The sequence below is a fragment of the Synechocystis sp. FACHB-908 genome (genome assembly GCF_014698595.1).
In the GTDB taxonomy this organism is placed as follows: Bacteria; Cyanobacteriota; Cyanobacteriia; order Cyanobacteriales; family Microcystaceae; genus Synechocystis.
Map to the genome: position 1 here is coordinate 46128 of NZ_JACJTH010000030.1, position 21700 is coordinate 67827.

At 47.2% G+C, this 21700-nt stretch carries 20 protein-coding genes and 1 pseudogene; 16 read left to right on the forward strand and 5 right to left on the reverse strand.

The genetic code is table 11. The features are described 5' to 3' along the window. The first annotated feature begins 51 nt into the window (after positions 1-51). From H6G46_RS10840 to H6G46_RS10850, 3 genes are all read left to right on the forward strand, one after another. Entirely contained in the window at positions 52-1032 is a 981-nt protein-coding gene (locus H6G46_RS10840; protein ID WP_010874346.1) for an NAD(P)/FAD-dependent oxidoreductase, read from the forward strand. A 143-nt stretch (positions 1033-1175) separates the two neighbouring features. Continuing rightward, a complete protein-coding gene (locus tag H6G46_RS10845; RefSeq protein ID WP_010874347.1) occupies positions 1176-1562 on the forward strand; it encodes a hypothetical protein in 387 nt (128 codons plus the stop codon). A gap of 45 nt (positions 1563-1607) precedes the next feature. Continuing rightward, on the forward strand, positions 1608-1997 hold the full coding sequence (locus H6G46_RS10850; RefSeq protein WP_010874348.1) for a hypothetical protein: 390 nt from the start codon (positions 1608-1610) through the stop codon (positions 1995-1997). Between the two features lie 17 nt (positions 1998-2014). Here H6G46_RS10850 and H6G46_RS10855 read toward each other — a convergent pair whose 3' ends face one another. After that, positions 2015-2518: a hypothetical protein gene (locus H6G46_RS10855; RefSeq protein ID WP_223211315.1), complete on the reverse strand. Its 504-nt coding sequence runs from the start codon at positions 2516-2518 to the stop codon at positions 2015-2017. Between the two features lie 280 nt (positions 2519-2798). Here H6G46_RS10855 and H6G46_RS10860 point away from each other — a divergent pair, with 280 nt between their 5' ends. The 12 genes from H6G46_RS10860 (at position 2799) to H6G46_RS10915 (ending at position 16421) form a co-directional block, all read left to right on the forward strand. Further along, positions 2799-5492, forward strand: coding sequence for a trans-splicing intein-formed DNA polymerase III subunit alpha N-terminal partner DnaE-N (locus tag H6G46_RS10860; protein WP_010874350.1), 2694 nt, complete (start codon positions 2799-2801; stop codon positions 5490-5492). 198 nt (positions 5493-5690) lie between these two features. Beyond that, complete coding sequence (lepA, locus tag H6G46_RS10865) at positions 5691-7502, forward strand: translation elongation factor 4 (RefSeq protein WP_010874351.1); 1812 nt, start codon at positions 5691-5693, stop codon at positions 7500-7502. Between the two features lie 111 nt (positions 7503-7613). Continuing rightward, positions 7614-8573: a glutathione S-transferase family protein gene (locus H6G46_RS10870; protein ID WP_010874352.1), complete on the forward strand. Its 960-nt coding sequence runs from the start codon at positions 7614-7616 to the stop codon at positions 8571-8573. 95 nt (positions 8574-8668) lie between these two features. Beyond that, the gene (locus H6G46_RS10875; protein ID WP_041428206.1) at positions 8669-8887 is read left to right on the forward strand and encodes a hypothetical protein; all 219 of its coding nucleotides are present in this window, start codon (positions 8669-8671) and stop codon (positions 8885-8887) included. Further along, positions 8875-9828, forward strand: a complete 954-nt coding sequence (locus H6G46_RS10880; RefSeq protein ID WP_010874353.1) for a glycosyltransferase family 9 protein — start codon at positions 8875-8877, stop codon at positions 9826-9828. Before H6G46_RS10875 ends, H6G46_RS10880 begins: the two co-directional genes overlap by 13 nt. Before the next feature lie 158 nt (positions 9829-9986). Then, the gene (locus tag H6G46_RS10885) at positions 9987-10376 is read left to right on the forward strand and encodes a cyclic nucleotide-binding domain-containing protein (RefSeq protein WP_010874354.1); all 390 of its coding nucleotides are present in this window, start codon (positions 9987-9989) and stop codon (positions 10374-10376) included. Between the two features lie 148 nt (positions 10377-10524). Next, entirely contained in the window at positions 10525-11172 is a 648-nt protein-coding gene (hisIE, locus tag H6G46_RS10890) for a bifunctional phosphoribosyl-AMP cyclohydrolase/phosphoribosyl-ATP diphosphatase HisIE (RefSeq protein WP_014407168.1), read from the forward strand. A gap of 104 nt (positions 11173-11276) precedes the next feature. Next, on the forward strand, positions 11277-12428 hold the full coding sequence (locus H6G46_RS10895; RefSeq protein ID WP_010874356.1) for a GTP-binding protein: 1152 nt from the start codon (positions 11277-11279) through the stop codon (positions 12426-12428). A 135-nt stretch (positions 12429-12563) separates the two neighbouring features. Continuing rightward, positions 12564-13256 (forward strand): ABC transporter permease, encoded by a 693-nt coding sequence (locus H6G46_RS10900; protein WP_010874357.1) that lies wholly within the window; start codon positions 12564-12566, stop codon positions 13254-13256. Between the two features lie 867 nt (positions 13257-14123). Continuing rightward, complete coding sequence (gene sds / locus H6G46_RS10905; protein ID WP_010871207.1) at positions 14124-15095, forward strand: solanesyl diphosphate synthase; 972 nt, start codon at positions 14124-14126, stop codon at positions 15093-15095. A 38-nt stretch (positions 15096-15133) separates the two neighbouring features. Further along, the gene (locus H6G46_RS10910; RefSeq protein ID WP_020861325.1) at positions 15134-15817 is read left to right on the forward strand and encodes a pseudouridine synthase; all 684 of its coding nucleotides are present in this window, start codon (positions 15134-15136) and stop codon (positions 15815-15817) included. A gap of 82 nt (positions 15818-15899) precedes the next feature. Next, complete coding sequence (locus H6G46_RS10915; protein WP_010871209.1) at positions 15900-16421, forward strand: hypothetical protein; 522 nt, start codon at positions 15900-15902, stop codon at positions 16419-16421. A gap of 73 nt (positions 16422-16494) precedes the next feature. Here the strand turns inward: H6G46_RS10915 and H6G46_RS10920 are convergent, their stop codons facing one another. The 4 genes from H6G46_RS10920 to gmd form a co-directional block, all read right to left on the reverse strand. After that, on the reverse strand, positions 16495-17196 hold the full coding sequence (locus H6G46_RS10920; protein ID WP_010871210.1) for a GUN4 domain-containing protein: 702 nt from the start codon (positions 17194-17196) through the stop codon (positions 16495-16497). Positions 17197-17514: 318 nt separating this feature from the next. Beyond that, positions 17515-18591 carry a magnesium-protoporphyrin IX monomethyl ester (oxidative) cyclase gene (gene acsF / locus H6G46_RS10925; RefSeq protein WP_010871211.1) on the reverse strand — a complete coding sequence of 359 codons (1077 nt, stop codon included), beginning with the start codon at positions 18589-18591 and terminating at the stop codon, positions 17515-17517. 182 nt (positions 18592-18773) lie between these two features. Continuing rightward, a complete protein-coding gene (locus tag H6G46_RS10930) occupies positions 18774-19712 on the reverse strand; it encodes a GDP-L-fucose synthase (RefSeq protein ID WP_010871212.1) in 939 nt (312 codons plus the stop codon). 144 nt (positions 19713-19856) lie between these two features. Then, positions 19857-20945, reverse strand: a complete 1089-nt coding sequence (gmd, locus tag H6G46_RS10935) for a GDP-mannose 4,6-dehydratase (RefSeq protein WP_010871213.1) — start codon at positions 20943-20945, stop codon at positions 19857-19859. Positions 20946-21551: 606 nt separating this feature from the next. Here gmd and H6G46_RS10940 point away from each other — a divergent pair. Next, a pseudogene (locus tag H6G46_RS10940) lies at positions 21552-21700 on the forward strand (photosystem II q(b) protein); the annotation flags it as partial.

Here is a 21700-nt window from a genome sequence, read left to right on the forward strand (position 1 = left end):
TCCATTTAGTTCTGTCATTAGTTAACCAATATTAAGCCGAGGAGAGGCCCCGTGAAATTATCCAGCAAAAATTTAGATGCCCGTCTCGACACGGTTTACGATGCCATCGTTTTAGGGGGAGGCATGGGGGGTTTGTCCGCCGCCATCTATTTAGCCCGCTATGGACTGAAATGTCTGGTGGTGGAAAAAGGGCGGGGCCGATCCTTCTGGATGCAGGATTTACGCAACTATGTGGGGCTAGATCCCGATACACCGGGGCGGGACATCATCACCCACAGCACCCAACAGGCTCTCCATTGGGGCGCAGATTTGTTGCGGGGTTATGTGGAAGATGTAACCGATGAGGGAGATACCCTTGCCGTGAAGGTGAAAGTGGGTAAGAAAGATAGTCTTTATCCGATTTTTCGGACTAAATATGTCATCGCCGCCACGGGCATTATCGACAATCTACCCCAGTTGGAGGATATGCAAAATGTTTATGACTATGCCGGTTACACTCTGCACGTTTGCATGATTTGTGACGGGTTTGATATGTGGGATCAAAAGGCTGTGTTGATTGCGGGCACCGAAGGACAAATTAATGCTGCCTTTGTTTTGAATTGGTTTACGCCCTACATTACTGTTTTGACCCATGGGCTTTGCACTGTCGGTGATGAAATGAAAGCTAAGTTAGCAGACCACGGTTATCCTCTCCACGAAGCGGCGATCACCAAATTTTTGGGAGAAGACCACAAAATGAGTGGGGTGGAATTGGTAGATGGCACTGTGGTGGAAGCCACAACGGGTTTGATCAACATGGGTTCTGTGTACCATAACCATTACCTCAAGGGCATTGAAGGTTTGGAATGGGACGGGGAAAATTTGGTCACCAATGACATGGCCCAAACCAGCCATCCCCGGATCTTTGCCCTGGGAGATTTGAAAAAAGGTTTAAACCAGGTATCCGTAGCAGTGGCCGATGGCACCCTGGCCGCCACCCAAATTTGGCGCAACATTCGCCGGGCCAGTGAACCCCGCAAATGGATTCATTAGATAAATTATTGGCACATAAAATTAGTGGACTTTCGCCCTAGCCCGCCGGGAAACCAAGTTTGACGGGCTGTCTTTTGACCCTTGAACGTTATTCTGCCTAGGATAGGGGGCATTCTTTTAGCAGAAATTTACTAAATTTCCCCATGTCCACGGAAAACCCCATCGAAACCAAGTCACCGGAAAACAATCAGTCTTTAGACTGCAGCAGCCCGGATCCTTCCCGTAAATGGTACCAAGCCCGCCTATTTTCCTTTGGCATTACTCCAACGGGTTATGTGGCAGTGGGGGTAGCTCCCATGGGGGTAGTGGCCATTGGCATTGTGCCCATGGGGGTGATTTCCGTTGGCATGGTAGGTATGGGGGCGATCGCCGCTGGATTTGTCACCATGGGGATGGTAGCGTTTGGTGAAGTGAATATGTCCTACTTCGGTGGTCACAAAGGAGGCAAGGGCCATGGTGCAATGCCCACCCAGGAAATGCCCATGACCGATAAACCCATGGAAAAACCCATGGAGCACAGCAATCACTAAAGCTAGAATTGGGAAAACTCCTTCACCCCAGTCACCCCAGATTCTATGCTTTCCTCCCTGTTCTCCGGTGGTTTAACCCTCACTCTAGCCCTTGCTCCTGTGGGGGCATTCACAGTCGAACCGACTCAAATTATTCGAGTTAATTCCCCTACTCTGCAAGCCCAGGCGATCGACCTTAACGAAGTACAACAACAATTGGAGCAAAATCCCCAACTTATTCAACAGGCAGAGCAATTACTGAGGGAAAATCCTGACCTGGTGATTAAAACCATGGAGCAGATATTGAGGAATAATCCCACCATCATTCAAGAAATCCAAGCCATGCCGGGGCTAATGAATGAGATGGCCCGTCAGGCGGGTGGCATTGTTGATTATCTACAAAAAAATCCTGAATTGTTTCGCCAATTAGAACAAATGATAGTGGTACCCCAATAGGAAGTTAGTCTTAACGTTTAATTTGCTTGTTGTTCTAATTTACCTAACATAATTAAACTTTCCAAATCTTCTGTTGCTGTGGGCAAGTGTTTGGCGACCATCATTCTAACTTTTTCGAGTTGAGTATCTGTAGCACCTCCAACCATTCGACTGATGTCAGCTAAATCTTGGCTGCGGCTGGCATTTAACTTCATTAAAATCAAATATGGCAAGTCAATAATTGGCAAACCATCAGGAGCGTAATTGGGAAACTTAAGAGCTGTTTCTAACCAAGGTTCATCAACTTCGAGCACATCCAATGAAGTTCCATTAGGCAAATTCCACTGACTACCGGGAATTGTTAAATCGCTCACTTTGGTTGCCCCGGCATCTCTTAGATTTTGATAGGCTAGTTGTGCTCTATCAGCTGGAATTATGATGTCGAGGTCTAATGTCATACGTTCCGGCATGTAAAGCCTAGTTGCTACTCCCCCGACTACGGCAAAGGGAACATCTTTGATTAATTGACGAATATCAGTCACGGGTAAATTCCAAGTTCGTTTATTTAAAAAAATGAGGCTACTGCCAGTACCAGGTTTGACCCTTTTTTTAATTAGGGAAAGGAAAATTTGTCTACGTTTTAAATGGGGGTCGGTAAGTAGGGTTGACATAAAATGAGATATTTTTTTGTATATTACTTCAGAATACAATCGAGGAAATCTTAACGATATTCTTGTCCTTGAATGAACTTAACTAACAATTTAGGTGCTAGTCCCCATTGTAAAAGGTTTATCATAGGGGTCTGTTGTTATATTTCTAGCCATGTCCTTCGTCGGTCTCCATATCCACAGCGACTATAGCCTCCTGGATGGGGCTTCCCAATTACCCGCCTTGATTGACCGGGCCATTGAACTGGGTATGCCGGCGATCGCCCTGACGGACCATGGGGTGATGTATGGGGCGGTGGAATTGCTGAAAGTCTGCCGGGGCAAACCGATTAAACCCATCATTGGCAATGAAATGTATGTGATAAATGGTGACATTGAAATTAATAAGCGTCACCGTCGTTTCCACCAGGTAGTTTTAGCGAAGAATAATCAGGGTTACAGAAATTTAGTTAAACTCACCACCATTTCTAACTTGAAAGGTATTCAAGGCAGCGGCATTTTTGCTCGACCTTGTATTAACAAAGAGCTGCTAGAACAATACAAAGAAGGGTTGATAGTTACCAGTGCTTGTCTGGGGGGTGAAGTGCCCCAAGCAATTTTAAAAGGAGATTTAGACCATGCCCGCCAAGTAGCTAAATGGTATAAGAATTTATTTGGCGATGACTACTATTTGGAAATCCAAGACCATGGTTCTGTGGAGGACCGTTTAGTTAATATTAACTTGGTCAAAATTGCCCAGGAATTAGACATTAAAATTGTTGCCACCAACGATTCCCATTTTATCTCCTGCAACGATGTGGAGGCCCATGATGCCCTCCTTTGTATTCAAACGGGTAAGTTAATTACTGAAGAAAAAAGATTGCGCTACAGCGGCACAGAATATCTCAAATCCGCCGAAGAAATGCATTTGCTTTTTCGGGATCATTTGCCGGACGATATCATCGAAACGGCGATCGCCAACACTCTGGAAGTAGCCGATAAAGTTGAAGCCTACAGCATTCTAGGGGAACCCCGCATTCCCCATTATCCCATTCCCCCCAACCATACCCCTGAAACCTATGTGGAAGATATTGCCTGGGATGGTCTGTTAGAAAGGTTGAAATGTCGAGAAAGGGCTGATATTACTCCGGTGTACAAAGAACGGCTGGAATATGAATTAAGAATGTTAGAAAAAATGGGTTTTTGCACCTATTTTCTTGTAGTTTGGGATTACATTAAATATGCCCGAGATCATGGCATTCCCGTAGGACCAGGGCGAGGCTCAGCAGCGGGATCTTTGGTGGCCTATTGCATGAAAATCACCAACATTGATCCAGTACACCATGGACTAATTTTTGAGCGCTTTTTGAACCCAGAACGGAAATCTATGCCCGATGTAGATACGGATTTTTGTATTGATCGCCGGGATGAAATGATTGAGTATGTTACCCAAAAGTATGGGGAAGATAAGGTTGCCCAAATTATTACCTTTAACCGCATGACTTCCAAAGCGGTGCTTAAAGATGTAGCTAGAGTATTAGATATTCCCTATGCAGAATCGGACAAAATGGCCAAAATGATCCCTGTTTCTAGGGGTAAACCAGCCAAATTAAAGGTGATGATTTCCGACCAAACTCCGGAGCCCCAATTTAAAGCTCGCTATGATAATGAACCTTGGGTAAAAAAATGGATCGATATGGCCATTCGCATTGAAGGAACGAACAAAACCTTCGGCGTCCATGCTGCCGGGGTGGTAATTTCTTCTGAACCTTTAGATCAAATTGTGCCGTTGCAAAAGAATAATGATGGGGCAGTAATTACCCAATATTACATGGAAGATGTGGAAGCCATGGGTCTGTTGAAAATGGATTTTTTAGGCTTGAAAAATCTGACTACCCTACAGAGAGCGGTGGAGTTAGTCGCAGAAACAAAAGGTATTGAACTAGATTTGGACGACTTACCTTTACAGGAGCGAAAAGCCCTACAGATTCGTGCCCGCACTGGTTCAAAAAAGTTACCCGACGACGTTAAAAAGACCCACAAACTACTAGAAGCAGGGGATTTAGAGGGAATTTTTCAATTGGAATCCCAGGGCATGAAACAGATTGTGCGGGATTTAAAACCATCTGGCATTGAAGATATTTCATCCATTTTGGCTTTATACCGCCCTGGACCGTTGGATGCAGGACTAATTCCTATTTTCATTAACCGTAAACACGGCCGGGAAGAAATTTCCTATCAGCATAAACTTTTAGAACCCATTCTTAACGAAACCTATGGAGTTCTCGTGTACCAAGAGCAGATCATGAAAATGGCTCAGGATTTAGCTGATTATTCCCTAGGAGAAGCGGATTTGTTGCGGCGGGCGATGGGTAAAAAGAAAGCTGAAGAAATGCAAAAACATCGGGCGAAATTTGTCGATGGTTCCACTAAACATGGAGTGCCTTCCCGCATCGCGGAAAATTTATTTGACCAGATGGTTAAGTTTGCGGAATATTGCCTCAGTTTTGGCACCGAAATTTTAACCGTTGAGTACGGCCCATTGCCCATTGGCAAAATTGTGAGTGAAGAAATTAATTGTTCTGTGTACAGTGTTGATCCAGAAGGGAGAGTTTACACCCAGGCGATCGCCCAATGGCATGACCGGGGAGAGCAGGAAGTATTGGAATATGAATTGGAAGATGGTTCAGTAATCCGAGCTACCTCTGACCACCGCTTTTTAACCACCGATTATCAACTGTTGGCGATCGAAGAAATTTTTGCTAGGCAACTGGACTTGTTGACTTTAGAAAATATTAAGCAAACTGAAGAAGCTCTTGACAACCATCGTCTTCCCTTTCCATTACTTGACGCTGGGACAATTAAATAAATATTATGTACCAAACTGCGTCCCAATTTGAAGCACAAATGCCCGATGCAAGACTGTTGCTAAGTGATGAACCAGAAATGAAAAGCTCCCTACATTCAGATCAATTAATGACTGAGGATGGAGTCCGCAATTCTAACCGAGGAAAGGATTACAATGTGAAGGCGATTTATTGATCACACTTCCATTGCCCTGCCCCCCATGACCGACGTCCCCGTTAGCCGCATCCGCAATTTCTCCATCATTGCCCACATTGACCACGGTAAATCCACCTTGGCCGATCGCCTGTTGCAGGTGACAGATACGGTGCAACAACGGGAAATGAAAGAGCAGTTCCTGGACAATATGGATTTGGAGCGGGAGCGGGGCATCACCATCAAGCTCCAGGCCGCCCGCATGAATTACAAGGCTAAGGACGGTCAGGATTACGTACTTAACCTGATTGACACCCCGGGCCATGTGGACTTTTCCTATGAAGTTTCCCGTTCCTTAGCCGCCTGTGAAGGGGCGTTGTTGGTGGTGGATGCCTCCCAGGGGGTGGAAGCCCAGACGTTGGCAAACGTTTACCTAGCGTTGGATAACAATCTAGAAATTATTCCCGTCTTAAACAAAATTGACCTTCCCAGTGCGGAGCCAGACCGGGTGGCAGCGGAAATTGAGGAAGTGGTGGGGCTCGATTGCAGCGACATTATCCAAGCTTCTGCTAAAGCTGGCATCGGGGTAGACGACATTTTAGAGGCGATCGTCCAACAGGTTCCCCCCCCAGCGGATACGGTGGATCAACCCCTGCGGGCGTTAATTTTTGACAGTTATTACGATGCCTACCGGGGGGTAGTGGTTTACTTCCGGGTGATGGACGGCCAGGTGAAGAAAGGCGATAAGGTACGTCTGATGGCTTCTGATAAGGAGTATGTCATTGATGAATTGGGAGTTTTATCCCCCACCCAGGTACAGGTGGAAGCGTTACATGCCGGGGAAGTAGGCTATTTTGCGGCGGCCATTAAGGCGGTGGCCGATGCGAGGGTAGGGGACACCATCACCATGGCCAACAGTCCTGCGGCGGAACCGTTACCGGGCTATACCGAAGCTAACCCCATGGTTTTTTGTGGGCTATTCCCCATTGACGCGGATCAATATCCCGATTTAAAAGATGCGTTGGAGAAGCTAAAGCTCAACGATGCGGCCCTGTCCTACGAGCCGGAAACTTCCAGCGCCATGGGATTTGGTTTCCGTTGCGGCTTTTTGGGATTACTGCATATGGAAATTGTCCAAGAGCGGTTGGAACGGGAATATAACCTGGATTTGATCACCACTGCCCCTTCGGTAATTTACCGGGTCACCACCACCGACGAAGAAGTGATTGAAGTGGATAACCCCAGTCTGTTGCCTCCCATCCAAAAACGGCTGAAGGTGGAAGAACCGTTCATCAAAGTGGAGATGATCACCCCGGAAACCTATGTGGGCACGTTGATGGAACTGTGCCAAAGTCGGCGGGGGGTGTTCAAGGATATGAAATTTTTCACCCAAACCCGAACTGCTTTAATTTATGAATTACCTTTGGCGGAGGTGGTCACAGACTTTTTCGACCAGTTAAAATCCCGCACCAAGGGCTATGCTAGCATGGAATATCAATTAATTGGTTATCGGGAAAATCCCCTGGTCAAACTGGACATTTTGGTTAACGGTGATGGGGTGGATGCATTGGCCATGATTGTCCACCGGGATAAGGCCTATTACGTTGGCCGGGCCATGGTCAGTAAGTTAAAAGAATTAATTCCCCGCCATCAGTTCAAAGTACCCATCCAGGCGGCGATCGGGGCCAAGGTCATTGCCAGTGAGCATATTCCTGCTTTGCGTAAGGATGTTTTGGCCAAGTGCTACGGTGGCGACATTTCCCGTAAGAAAAAGCTGTTGCAAAAGCAAGCCAAAGGGAAAAAACGCATGAAGGCGATCGGGACAGTGGATGTGCCCCAGGAAGCATTTATGGCGGTGTTGAAGCTGGATCCCCAATAGTTTGGGATAACTATGGCTGACTAACGGTGAGAAATATTCTCCATTGGCGATCGCCGATCCAGGCGGCAACTTTCATAATGGGATAATGGCAATCTTCAGCGCAGGGACATTATGGGCTTACTCGTCAACGGCATTTGGCAGGACCAATGGTACGACACGGAAAGTACAGGGGGCCGATTTGTGCGGCACGATTCCCAATTTCGCCATTGGATTACCCCCGATGGATCGCCTGGGCCGACGGGGCACGGTGGGTTTAAAGCGGAAGCAGGGCGCTATCATCTTTACGTTTCCCTGGCCTGTCCGTGGGCGCACCGTACCTTGATTTTCCGTAAACTCAAAGGTTTAGAAGGAATGATTGATGTTTCCGTTGTCCATTGGTTGATGCGGGAAAATGGATGGACCTTTGCCCCCGGCCCTGGGGTAATGCCCGATCCGTTATTTAATGCGGAGTATCTTTACCAAATTTATACCAGGGCAGATGCCCAATATAGTGGTCGGGTGACAGTACCAATCCTTTGGGACAAACAAAAGCAGACCATTGTTAATAATGAATCGTCGGAAATTATCAGAATTTTCAACAGTGCCTTTGATGGGCTGGGCGCAAAATCTGGGGACTATTATCCCAAAGCTCTCCGTACCCAAATTGACGCCCTCAATGACCGGATTTATCACACCATTAACAATGGCGTTTATAAATGTGGATTTGCCACGACCCAAACGGCCTATGAAGAGGCGATCGCCCCGTTATTTGAAAGCTTGGATTGGTTAGAAGGAATTTTACAGGGGCATCAATATTTAACAGGGGACGAAATTACGGAAGCGGACTGGCGCTTATTTACCACCTTGATTCGTTTTGATGTGGTCTATGTGGGGCATTTCAAATGTAACTTGCGGCGGATTCAGGACTATCCCAACCTGTGGCGTTATCTACGGGATTTATACCACCAACCTGGCATCGCTGAAACTGTTAATTTTCAACATATCAAGGGCCATTACTACGAAAGTCATTTGAATATTAATCCCACGGGAATCGTACCAATGGGGCCAGCGTTGGATTTATCGTTAGCCTAAATATTGTCTTCGATTATCCTTGTCCCTAGACCAATCTCACCTTGGCTAATAATTCCTGACGCTCATACTACTGTGGGGCCTCCAGTGTCCTAAATTTGGCATTAGTCGTAAGCTCCGAGTCCAAACCAGGGCAGGGTAAGTATGGGATCATTGGCAAAAAATTATCGCTATGGAAGTTTTGCGGTGAAGGAGAGTCCTCCTTGTTAATTGTCGAGGATATTGCTGAGGCGGGGATTGGCGAAAAAGTTGCTATAGTGAATCTGATTAAAACGCCCTTTGCTGCTGTTTCAGCTTTTGAACAATGCGCATCCTAGCCCTTGTCCCCGGTGGAATCTCCGAGCAAATCCTGTTTTTCCCAACCATTGCCACCCTCAAGGCGGAATACCCCCAGGCAACGATTGACGTAATTGTGGAACCTAGGGCCAAGTCGGCCTACAGGGTTTGTGCCCAGGTCAATGAGGTGCTGGCCTTCGATTATCGGGATCGTAACGGTCTGGCGGACTTTTTAAATCTGTTGGGCGTTATCCGTGACCGGGAATATGAAGCGGTGCTAACGGTGGCCCGGCAATGGACAATTGAGTTGCTTCTCTGGCTCAATGGCATTCCCCAGCGGGTGGGTTACCAGAGCAGTGCTGGTTTCTTTTTGTCGGCGACGGTGCCTTTTAAACCGGATCAGTATGTTCCTTTTCTTTTTCATGATCTGACCCAAGGTTTTGGCATTAACCGGCCCTGTCCTCCGCTCCAAATTAGTCTGCCCAAGGCTGACATTGAGTGGATGGAGGCAACCCAGAAAAAGTTAGACCTGGGAAGTGGTGGTTATGTGGTGCTCAATGGCGGAGCCATACGTCAACCGGACACGGGGGATTTCCCTTATCCCATTGCCCAATGGCATGAAATCATTGCAGACATTAAGCAAAAACAACCGGGGTTAAAAATTGTGCTGATTCCCCCGGCGGAGAATACGGGCTGGGTGCAGGCCATGCAGGATCAACATCCGGGGGTAGTTGCCATACGTCCAGGGGATGTGGGTAAAATGGCGGCTCTGTTGGCTGGAGCTAACTTAGTGGTTTGCACGGAGGGGATTCCCATGCATTTGGCGATCGCCGTTGGGACCTACACCGTCGCTATTTTGGGTAAAACCCCCGCAGCCCGCATTATTCCCCCGGACCAAGAAAAATTTATTGGTTTACAGGTGCCCAGTGGCAAGGAAGCAGATGTGAAACCAGCCCTAGTATTGAAGAAAATTTGGCGCTAAACAATCGGTTTCGGCACAGTTTAAGAAAACTATAGAGATTTGTTAAAGGCTATCATTGCCTCTTTCACTGATAGGATAGGTGAAAAACTTAGTGGCCTAATTTCTTGGGCTAGAGTCAATCTTCTTTAACCTTCTCTTAACTTTGGAAGAAATTTGTTATGACTAGCATTATGATGAATACCGTGCAAACGTATGGTAAGACGGTGGAAAAGAACTACAAAGCTGGGGAGGTAATTTTCCAGGAAGGCGCAGTGGAATTGTCTATGTTTGGGGTGTTGGAAGGCGAAGTAGAGATGACTTTGCAAGGTAAGTTTATTGAAACCATTGAGGCCGGAGGCATTTTTGGCATAGGAGCCATTGTCCACAGCGATCATCAAAGGGCTTCCACGGCGATCGCCAAAACCGATTGCAAGTTAGTGGCTATGGACCGGGAACATTTTCTGTTTGCAGTGCAACAAACCCCGATGTTTGCCTTGGAAGTGATCCAGAACTATTCAGACCGCTACCGGAGTTTGAAAGCATTGTACGAGAAGGCGATCGCCGAATAGAACCAAGTCGATTTGGGTTTATGAAAGCCAGAGGACAGGGCGGGGAGAATGCAGTTGCTCAACTTCCTGCGGGAATACGGCCAGTGATAGGCTAGAAAGATAAATGTCAAGCCGTTCTGCGGGGCGGAATTCCCCCATCCTTCCTTTGATGAGCCACTCTGATTTGCCTTTGGCTAACGCTGTCCCCCTCGATAAAATTCGCTACAACGACCAGGGATTAGTGCCGGCGATCGCCCAAGACTATTTGGACGGCACGGTGTTGATGTTGGCCTGGATGAACGAAGCAGCCCTGGCGAAAACCCTAGCCACGGGACAGGTGTGGTATTGGAGTCGTTCCCGCCAAGAACTATGGCATAAGGGAGCAACCTCCGGCCACTTTCAAAAACTTTTGGGCATCCGCTACGACTGCGACAGCGACGCATTATTACTGACCATTGAGCAAAAGGGGGACATTGCCTGCCACACCGGGGAACGGAGTTGTTTCCATCAACTGGACGGCCATAAATCCCCTCCCCCAGCGGATATGTTGACGGAATTGGCTCGGGTCATTGGTGATCGCCGGGATCACCCCACCCCCGAATCCTACACCTGTAAATTATTGGCGGGGGGAGATAATAAAATTCTCAAAAAAATTGGCGAAGAAAGTGCGGAAGTGGTCATGGCTTGCAAAGATGATGACCCGGAAGCCATCGCCGGAGAGGTAGCGGATTTGTTCTACCACACCCTGGTGGCCCTAGCCCATCACAACGTTGATCTACGGGCCGTTTATCGCAAGCTTGGCGATCGTCGCCGTTAACGGTGCCCAGCCTCGGTCAGTTCAAAAAGCCGTGGTACCATGAAAAAACGCGGGGAGAATCCTAGTTTTCCCTTCCTCAAAATTTCTCAGTTTTAGCAACAAATATGTCCACCGTTGACCATGCCCCCCAGACTTCAGAAGCGATGGCCATTCCCAAACAGGGATTGCCGGTAACCATCATCACTGGCTTTTTGGGCAGTGGTAAAACCACTCTGTTGAACTATATTTTGAGCAATCAACAGGGGCTTAAAACCGCCGTTTTGGTGAACGAATTTGGTGAAATTGGCATTGATAATGAATTGGTCATTGCCAGTGACAAAAACATGGTGGAATTGAGCAATGGTTGTGTTTGTTGCACCATCAATGAAGACTTAGTTGAAGCAGTTTATAAAGTTTTAGAACGGGAACAGAAAATTGATTATTTGGTAGTGGAAACTACAGGTTTAGCTGATCCTTTACCTGTGGCCCTGACTTTTTTAGGCACAGAATTGCGGGATATGACCCGACTGGATTCCATCATTACCATGGTGGACTGTGAGAATTTTAGTTTGGATTTATTTAATAGCCAGGCGGCCCAAAGTCAAATCACCTACGGAGACATCATTGTCCTTAATAAAACTGATTTGGTGGAGGAAGCAGACGTAGATTCTTTAGAAGTCCGTTTGCGGGATTTAAAAACGGGAGCCAGAATTCTCCGCACCCAAAAAGCGGAAGTTCCTTTACCCCTGATTCTCAGTGTGGGACTGTTTGAGTCGGACAAATACGCTCCCGAACAACACGAGCACCATCACCATAGCCACGATCACGGCCATGACCATGATTGTGCCCCCGATTGCCAAGATCCAAACCATAACCATAGCCACCATGGCCATGATCATCATCATCACGACCATGACCATGATCATGGCAAAAAGTACCACAGTGACCACCTAGAAATGGATGGCTTCACCTCCCTTTCTTTCCGCAGTGAGCAGCCCTTTTCCATTCGTAAGTTCCAGTATTTTCTCGATAATCAATTAACCCCCAACATTTTCCGAGCTAAGGGTATTCTTTGGTTCAATGAAAGCCCAAAACGGCATATTTTTCACCTCAGTGGCAAGCGTTTTAGCCTGGAAGATGACCAATGGAAAGGGGAAAAATCGAATCAGTTGGTGTTAATTGGTCAAGACCTAGACCATGACAAAATCCGTGAACAACTTAACCATTGTTTGAGCTTGCCGACGGAGAGCAAAGGTAAAGGTTTTGGTAGGGGTTAAGCGAACTAACCAGCAAAATTCTTACATTGGTAACCCTTGAGCAAATTTTCTACCTACCGCCGGGTTTTAGGGCTATTTTGGCAAACGGCGATCGCCGCTGAGTTGGAGTATCGCCTCAACTTTGTCATTGCTAGCGTGGGCAGTGTGGTGAATCTAGGGGGCAGTTTATTCAGCCTGTTTTTGTTCTATCGCACTGGCTATAGCTTTGCAGGTTGGAATTGGCAATCAGCGTTGGTGGTGCTGGGGATGTTCACCATTCTCCAGGGGTTAGCGGCTACCCTATTTATTCCGAACCTGAATCGCATTGTGCGTTATGTGGAGCAAGGCACTCTGGATTTTGTGCTGTTAAAGCCGATCAGTAGTCAATTTTGGCTTTCCCTCCGGCAACTGTCCCCCTGGGGGGTACCGGATATTTGCTTTGGGCTGGGGCTGATTGTCTATGCAGGGGTGAGCTTAAACCTAAAAGCCTGGGATTTGGTGTTGGGGACGATACTCCTTGGATTGGGGTGTATTGTTCTCTATAGCATTTGGTTTATGTTAGGGGCCACTAGCATTTGGTTTGTCAAAATTTATAACGTCACTGAAGTGCTGAAGGGATTCCTCGAGGCAGGGCGTTACCCCATGGTGGCCTATCCCGCCATTTACCGGATCTTTTTCACTTTTATTATTCCCATTGCCTTTTTGACCACGGTGCCCGCCGAGGCTATGTTGGGCAGACTTGATCCGATCTGGTTACTGGCAACGGCCGGATTGGCGATCGCCCTGTTGACTCTTTCCCATTATTTTTGGCAATTTGCCCTGCGATTTTACACTAGTGCTTCTAGTTGAGTAGAACAAAAAATAGGTTTGGACAGAGCAAAGTTCACGTCTACGAAAAAGTAGAAATGAAAACCATTGCCCCGCCCCTTAACAACTAACTTTTACTCCGTAAATTTTATAGCTATTTGAAATAAAATTAAGACAGTAAGAATTTCTGCAAGGTTTAGATTAAAATTACCTTGGTTATTTATATTGCCCTATGCTTAGTTGAATTAGCTATAAACTAAATCAGTCAATTAGTCAGCTAATTTAATTAGGGTTGTAACTTATTTGTTTGCTGATCAATGACATACTTAAGGAGCAATAAACCTCCGTAAATTGTCAAAATATATACTGATGCCACCAACAATATTTTCAAAACCATAATGTCCCTCAAAAACATTAACTACTGTGATTAATTTGGTTGTAACGATCTGCCATCCCATCCAAGACCAACTCCGAGGGCAGTATATTTCATTATTTCCTGACCCAAGGGCAATGTTCCGAGGACTTCGTAATCCTTATCCGTTGCTCAACACCCTAGAATCAATGTTATTTTTCCCTAGAATCTCCCACTGCCCCGATCGCCATGGAGACAGACATAGTACTAATGAGTACGACTCGACGCCAAAAAACCGGGGATCAGACAAAATCTAGACCCTGGAGAGCTCTCTGTAATTGATTGCAAATCCTTACCCCTAGCCTAACACAGCCAGCCCGAGTCCGGGGATCTTTTTTTGCTCCGGCATCAGCGCAAAAGTAGAACAAAGTTCAGTCAAGGGCGGCGATCACCCCAAAAATCCAGAATCGACATTTTTAGTTCACAAGAGGTTATCTTAAAATAAGCATCAAGATATGTAAACTTTCGTAAACACATCTGCCAAGTTTGGCCAGCCGATGATCTCCACTACCTCCCTGTTTGCCCCCGTTGACCAAGACCTCCGTTTATTAACGGATAATCTCAAGCGGCTTGTCGGTGCTCGGCATCCTATCCTGGGGGCGGCGGCGGAACATTTATTTGAGGCAGGGGGAAAGCGGGTGCGGCCGGCCATTGTGTTGTTAGTTTCCCGCGCAACCCTATTAGACCAAGAATTAACGGCGCGCCATCGCCGGCTGGCGGAAATTACCGAAATGATCCACACCGCTAGTTTGGTCCACGATGACGTGGTGGATGAGGCGGATCTGCGGCGGAATGTGCCCACGGTGAATAGTTTATTTGACAATCGGGTGGCAGTGTTAGCGGGGGATTTCCTCTTTGCCCAATCTTCTTGGTATTTGGCTAACTTAGATAATTTGGAGGTGGTGAAATTATTATCGGAGGTAATTCGGGACTTTGCGGAGGGGGAAATTTTACAGAGCATCAATCGTTTTGACACCGACACAGATTTAGAAACCTATTTGGAAAAAAGCTATTTTAAAACCGCCTCTCTCATTGCCAACAGTGCCAAGGCAGCGGGGGTTTTGAGCGATGCGCCCCGGGATGTGTGTGATCATCTTTACGAATATGGTAAACATTTGGGGTTAGCGTTCCAGATTGTGGACGATATTTTAGATTTCACTTCCCCCACGGAGGTTTTGGGGAAACCGGCCGGGTCAGATTTAATCAGCGGCAACATCACCGCCCCAGCCCTATTTGCCATGGAAAAATATCCCCTACTTGGTAAATTAATTGAACGGGAATTTGCCCAGGCGGGGGATTTGGAACAGGCCCTGGAATTGGTAGAACAGGGGGATGGTATCCGGCGATCAAGGGAATTGGCCGCGAACCAAGCGCAACTGGCCCGGCAACATCTGAGTGTGCTGGAAATGTCCGCTCCGAGAGAATCTCTGTTGGAATTAGTTGATTATGTGCTTGGTCGTCTCCATTAGGTTTTCCCGTAGATTTTTTCCCAGCGGGCTTGATTGCGTTGAATAAAACTCCCCAAACCATTGTTTTTTACAAACCCTACGGAGTTCTGTGTCAATTTACCGATAATTCTGCCCATCCCCGGCCGACGTTGAAGGATTATATTAATTTGCCAGATTTATATCCCGTGGGGCGTTTGGATCAAGATAGCGAAGGACTATTGCTGCTCACCAGCAACGGTAAACTTCAGCATCGTTTGGCCCACCGGGAGTTTGCCCACCAACGTACTTATTTTGCCCAAGTAGAAGGCTCTCCAACGGACGAAGACCTAGAACCCCTGCGGCGGGGCATAACTTTCGCGGATTACCCTACCAGACCGGCGATCGCCAAAATTATCACTGAACCAGATTTTCCCCCCAGAAATCCTCCCATTCGTTATCGAGCCTCCATTCCCACCAGTTGGTTAAGCATTACCCTAACGGAGGGGCGCAATCGTCAGGTACGTCGAATGACAGCGGCAGTGGGCTTCCCTACCCTACGATTGGTGCGGGTGCAAATACAGGTTACTGGTCGCTCTCCCCAACAGGGCAAAGGTAAGTCAGCAGCAACTTGGTGCTTAACCCTAGAAGGTTTGAGTCCGGGGCAATGGCGACCCCTGACCCCTTGGGAAGAAAATTTTTGCCAGCAACTCTTAACGGGAAATCCCAATGGTCCCTGGCAGAAAAAATTTGGCGATCGCCGTTGATCAAGGCTCCCTCCCCCCAGGGCATTAAAATAGGAACAGTTGCCGAACTCCCTATCAAGCCGAATCATTAATCATCCCGTTTATGTCCTATCTAATCGCTGTGGTAGCCAACCGCATTGCCGCCGAAGAAGCTTATACAACCTTGGAACAGGCAGGATTTGCCCAAAAGAATTTGACTATCATTGGCACAGGTTATAAAACCGCTGACGAATTTGGCTTGGTGGACCCGAAAAAACAAGCTATCAAAAGGGCAAAGCTCATGGCCATCTGGTTAGTACCCTTTGGTTTCGCTGCCGGTTATTGCTTTAACCTCATCACTGGCTTGAGCACCTTAGATTGGGCTGGAGACCCCGGTAACCACATTGTGGGCGGCCTCCTAGGGGCGATCGGTGGAACCATGGGGAGTTTCTTTGTCGGTGGGGGCGTGGGCTTAAGCTTTGGCAGTGGGGACAGTTTGCCCTATCGAAACCTTTTGCAAGCGGGGAAATATTTGGTAGTGGTGGCCGGTGGTGAACTGCAAAAACAACGGGCAACCAATTTACTCCGGCCCCTCAATCCTGAATATCTCCAGGGTTATACCGCCCCCGATGAAGCTTTTGTTTGAACTCCATCTTGAGCGGTAATGACTTCCCCGAAGAAGTTATAAACTTGTAGGCAATTCGGGCAGACCGAAGGGCTTACCAACCGTATTGGGACCAAACTGGGTGCCTGTAAAGGGATTCTGCTACCCTTACCCCCCGCAATTGGTTTAACAGGGGTAAATGACCCTGGGGTGCGGATAAATCCCAGGTAAAGCCCTTGGGCCAACGGGTCCAAACATTGCCGCTTTTCCAGCCAATTTTCGGCCAAAGCTTGGTAAATTCTTTTCCGGACGCCAACCAGAGTCGTCGTTGCACCGAAAAACCAAAATTACCGTTGGAGTGGAGCCACCACAAAGCATTAATGGTGTGCAGGTCTAGGGCAGGAAATTTTTCTACTTCTGTGAAATAGAGCCATTGTCTTTGACTGGCCCCAGGCCCCGCCAGTTCGCACAATTTATCCCGGGTTATTTCATCCGCTGTTTCAAAATCCTGGCTTCCTAGGGCTTCCTGGAGCGGCAGATAATCAATGCCCTGGGCCGATTGTAAGGGGAAAATGCCTGTGGGGTAATTCCGTTGGAGTTGCGTTGTGATGGTTTCCTGTTCTAGATTCCGGAGGGTTTGGTAGACGTTACCCACCGCCAACACTGGCTTTTCTAGGGGGACATTTTTGGCCAAATAATCGAGTAATATTCCCTGGCCCCCTTCTCCCATTTCTGCCAAAGCGGCGATCGCCGTCAACTGTTTTTTTTCTGAAGCATCATGGAGTTGTTGGGAGAGTTCGGTCAAATTATCAGACATAGAAACAGCGGGATTAATCAGCCTTCAAACCCTATTATCTGCCATGATTGCGGCGAACACACCGCCAAAAAATTTTCAGCCAGGAAAAATGCCCCAAAAATTTTACCTAAACTTGGCAAAATTCTCAGGGCGCTTTTACTTCATTCACTCACAAACCAGATTTATCCAACCCGAAGCAGCTTAAAGGCCTGTTTTAAAAGTCTCAAAACGACTATCAACAGTCCCCACCTTTCCCGTTTAAGGGAGATTGGGAAGGATTATGTGCCGAAAGTTCAACTTCTCAAACAGGTTCTAAAGGTGATCCAGCGGAAGACAACCTTAGCGCACAGCTCCAGCCAACTGATCCACTGCAATGGGCTTCATCAAATACAGTTTGATAAATTGCCAGCCGTTGGAAGCAAAAATGGGTAACTTACGCAGGGCTTTAATTACCCCAGGGGCACCAGAAGCATCGATCGCCCGTAGTTGTTCGTTATTGCTAACACAGGTTTCTAGGCGGTTATAAAATTCAGGATTATTGACATCGAGAATAATGGGAAACACCCGGCCAGCGGTTTCGTTGGTTTTCTCAATGACTTCCTTGTCATAGCTCCGAGCCTCCAAACCTAAGCAGGCATAGAAGTCGGCCCGTTGGGTATCGTTGAGATACATGGTGGCAAAGACTGAGAGCAGGAAGAAACGACACCACAGCTTCGCTTTCCAATCGTTGAGGGTGTGGGGTTGGGCCCGCATAATCGCATCAAAGAAATCTCCGTGGCGATTTTCGTCTTGGCACCAGTTTTCAAAGAATTCAAAAATGGGATAAATGCAATCGTTGGGATTTTTCTCCAAATGGCGATAAATGGTGATGTAACGCCAGTAGCCAATTTTCTCGGAAAGGTAGGTGGCGTAGAAAATAAACTTGGGTTTAAAGAAGGTATATTTACGACTCTTAGTCAAAAAGCCCAAATCCAAAGACAGGTTAAAGTCGGACATGGCTTTGTTGAGGAAACCAGCATGGCGGGCTTCATCCCGGGACATGAGGTTAAAGCATTCGGCCAACAAGGGGTTTTTATTTTTGAGGCGACGGCCCAACTCTTTATAAAGTAGGAAGCCGGAAAATTCAGCGGTGCAGGAACGCTCCAGAAATTCCACGAACAATTGGCGTTTTTCCCCGTCAATGTGGTCCCAGGATTTGTTAAAGGACTCATTACGAACAAAGTGATGGCGATTGTAATCCACCCGAAACTCTTCCAGGATGGCCCGCAACTCGTCTTCGTTGGGGGAAATGTCCATTTTGGCCATCTCATCGAAGTCGGTGGTGTAAAAACGGGGAGTGAGGATGGTTTCCTTGGCCGGAGTCTTGACACCGGGACGGATTTCATCAAATCCGGGCTTTTCGAGGGTATTAACCATAGAGTTGTTTAAAATAGTTTCCTTAACAAGTTTCCAATCAATAACAAGGTCTGCTCGCCATCAAAGCAACGGGCAAAAGGTATTGCCTAGTGTAACAAGGGTTGAAACGGGGTTTCTAGTCAGGGGGGGCAACTGTTACAAACTGTTACGTGTTTTGTTGCAAACGGAACTTTTTGCAGTAGTTAGCTCCGTTGTTGCCGATACCAGTCAATGGTATTTTTCAATCCTTCCCGCAAGCTCACCTGGGCTTCAAACCCAAATTCTGCTTTAGCTTTGGTGGTGTCTAAACAGCGACGGGGCTGGCCGTTGGGTTGATCGGTTTCCCAAATAATGTCCCCCTCAAACTCCATCAGTTCACAGATTAATTCCGTTAAGTCTTTGATGGAAATTTCAAAATTGGTGCCTAGGTTAACCGGATCGGCTTTGTCGTAGGCTTGGGTTCCCATCACAATGCCCCGGGCCGCATCAGTGGAGTAAAGAAATTCCCTGGTGGGACTGCCGTCGCCCCAAACGGGTAATTGTTTTTGTCCAGCTTTTTGCGCTTCGTAAACCTTATGGATCAAGGCAGGAATCACGTGGGAACTGCGGGGATCGAAGTTATCTTCTGGGCCGTAAAGATTTACTGGCAAGAGGTAAATGCCATTAAAGCCATACTGCAAGCGGTAGGATTCCAGTTGCACCAACAATGCTTTCTTGGCCACGCCGTAGGGAGCGTTGGTTTCTTCAGGATAACCGTTCCATAAGTCTTCTTCCTTAAAGGGTACAGGGGTAAATTTGGGATAGGCGCAGATGGTGCCCACACAAACAAATTTTTTCACCCCCGCTTGGTGGGCCGCATGGATTAACTGCACCCCCATCATTAAGTTGTCGTAGAACAATTCAGCGGGCTTTTCCCGGTTCAGACCAATACCCCCCACATGGGCCGCTAGGTGAATGACAATGTCTTGATTTTCCACTGCCCGTTCGCAGGCTGACGCTTGCCGTAAATCACAGTCTTTGGAGCGGGGAATGGTAATTTTTGGGCGATCGCCACCGGCTGCAATTAATTGGGCAACAACTTGTTTACCGAGGAAACCGGCCCCGCCAGTGACCAAAATACGTTGATTTTCTAGGGAAAGCATGGTTGGTTAAGAAAATATTGAGTTAAGGGAGGGATTTGCCTAGGTTTACTGTGCCCATAAAATTCTCCACCATTTGAAGGCCAGGGAAAATTGCTAGTTGTTAAACACTTTGATCGAGGCAACAGTTAAGACGCTCAACCAAGCTTAATCGACGGCATGGCCATTTTGGCTCCGAATGAAGGCCATATCCTGGGCCATGAGCTCCTTGATTCGTCCACTCTGGTTGGGAGAAGTTAAACCAAGGACTGCTAAGTCTGCCTCCACCATTAAATGAACTAATTCCGTAAAGGTAACCGAGGGTTCCCAGCCCAATTGGGCTTTGGTTTTCGCCGGATCGCCGATTAATAAATCTACTTCAGCGGGGCGTAAATAGCGCTCATCAAAGGCCACATAGTTCTGCCAGTTGAGGTTGACGTAACCAAAGGCAATTTCTAAAAATTCCTTCACTTCGTGGGTTTCCCCCGTGGCCACCACATAGTCATCGGGCTGTTCCTGTTGCAACATGGCCCACATGGCCCGTACATAGTCCTTGGCATAGCCCCAATCCCGCTTGGAATCGATATTGCCTAAATACAATTTCTTTTGGGTGCCGGCCACAATTCTGGCGATCGCCCTAGTAATTTTCCTGGTTACAAAGGTTTCTCCCCGGCGGGGGGATTCGTGGTTGAACAAAATGCCGTTACAGGCGAATAAGTCATAGGATTCCCGATAGTTCACCGTTTGCCAATGGCCATAAACCTTGGCACAGGCGTAGGGACTGCGGGGATAAAAGGGGGTGGTTTCCTTTTGGGGAATCTCCTGCACTTTGCCGAACATTTCCGAAGAACCGGCTTGATAGAACCTTACTTGGATGCCGGTGCGATGTTGATAATCCCGAATCGCTTCCAATAGTCGTAGCGTCCCCATGGCCACTGAATCTACAGTGTATTCCGGAGAATCAAAGCTCACCCGCACGTGGGATTGGGCCCCCAGATTGTAAATCTCCGTCGGTTTGACATCTTCTAAAATGCGGCGCAGGGTGGTGCCGTCGGTCAGATCACCATAATGAAGTCGGAGTTTCGCCTCAAGATCATGGGGATCAACATAAAGATGATCAATGCGGTCAGTGTTAAAGGTAGAAGTTCGGCGAATGATGCCATGGACTTGGTAGCCCTTTTCCAACAACAATTCACTCAGATAGGAGCCATCTTGCCCCGTGATGCCTGTCAGCAAAACAACTTTAGACTTTGACATTAGTTAATTTTTCCCCATTGCCCCAAAATACATCCCCCTAAAAATATCAGAATCCTTGCCCAGATGCAGGCCTTCTGGCGATCGCCATGGTGAGCAACGATTGCGGCTTTAGCGTTCCAGTGGATATTTGCTGGGGGTTAATGAAACATTGTGGCGGAACCCAGGGACAATGTGACCAAAAAATTCAGGGATATCAATAAGTATTAGGTATATGGATCATAATTGTATGCCCGACTATTGCTTAAACTGACTGACCACTGACCTTAAGAGTAATGGCGTGCAAGGCCCAGTGATCAATTTCATTATTTTTCATTATTTCATCTCCATTGTCCCTGAAAATCAGTTGTGTCGCCCCTCTACACAGCCCAGAACTATGGTAAAGGCGCACGAAAAACCGCCAGGTAAACTCTTCTCAACCCCCAAAACGCCCTCTGTTTACCCATGGAAAAAACGACAATTACAAGAAAGTAAAACTTATGTCATCTATAAGCTTCGTGTATATTAACTTCCTGTTACAAAGCTTTACAAAACTCTCATTAATCCTTTAGACTAAGTTTAGTCAGTTCCAATCTGAACATCGACAAATACATAAGGAATTATAACCAAATGACAACGACTCTCCAACAGCGCGAAAGCGCTTCCTTGTGGGAACAGTTTTGTCAGTGGGTGACCTCTACCAACAACCGGATTTATGTCGGTTGGTTCGGTACCTTGATGATCCCCACCCTCTTAACTGCCACCACTTGCTTCATCAT

Bases quoted from the DNA above. Each gene is read 5' to 3' on its own strand.
- H6G46_RS10845 (WP_010874347.1), top strand. From the start codon at position 1,176: ATGTCCACGGAAAACCCCATCGAAACCAAGTCACCGGAAAACAATCAG.
- H6G46_RS10850 (WP_010874348.1), top strand. From the start codon at position 1,608: ATGCTTTCCTCCCTGTTCTCCGGTGGTTTAACCCTCACTCTAGCCCTT.
- H6G46_RS10860 (WP_010874350.1), top strand. From the start codon at position 2,799: ATGTCCTTCGTCGGTCTCCATATCCACAGCGACTATAGCCTCCTGGAT.
- lepA (WP_010874351.1), top strand. From the start codon at position 5,691: ATGACCGACGTCCCCGTTAGCCGCATCCGCAATTTCTCCATCATTGCC.
- H6G46_RS10870 (WP_010874352.1), top strand. From the start codon at position 7,614: ATGGGCTTACTCGTCAACGGCATTTGGCAGGACCAATGGTACGACACG.
- H6G46_RS10880 (WP_010874353.1), top strand. From the start codon at position 8,875: ATGCGCATCCTAGCCCTTGTCCCCGGTGGAATCTCCGAGCAAATCCTG.
- H6G46_RS10885 (WP_010874354.1), top strand. From the start codon at position 9,987: ATGACTAGCATTATGATGAATACCGTGCAAACGTATGGTAAGACGGTG.
- hisIE (WP_014407168.1), top strand. From the start codon at position 10,525: ATGAGCCACTCTGATTTGCCTTTGGCTAACGCTGTCCCCCTCGATAAA.
- H6G46_RS10895 (WP_010874356.1), top strand. From the start codon at position 11,277: ATGTCCACCGTTGACCATGCCCCCCAGACTTCAGAAGCGATGGCCATT.
- sds (WP_010871207.1), top strand. From the start codon at position 14,124: ATGATCTCCACTACCTCCCTGTTTGCCCCCGTTGACCAAGACCTCCGT.
- H6G46_RS10915 (WP_010871209.1), top strand. From the start codon at position 15,900: ATGTCCTATCTAATCGCTGTGGTAGCCAACCGCATTGCCGCCGAAGAA.
- H6G46_RS10920 (WP_010871210.1), bottom strand. From the start codon at position 17,196: ATGTCTGATAATTTGACCGAACTCTCCCAACAACTCCATGATGCTTCA.
- acsF (WP_010871211.1), bottom strand. From the start codon at position 18,591: ATGGTTAATACCCTCGAAAAGCCCGGATTTGATGAAATCCGTCCCGGT.
- H6G46_RS10930 (WP_010871212.1), bottom strand. From the start codon at position 19,712: ATGCTTTCCCTAGAAAATCAACGTATTTTGGTCACTGGCGGGGCCGGT.
- gmd (WP_010871213.1), bottom strand. From the start codon at position 20,945: ATGTCAAAGTCTAAAGTTGTTTTGCTGACAGGCATCACGGGGCAAGAT.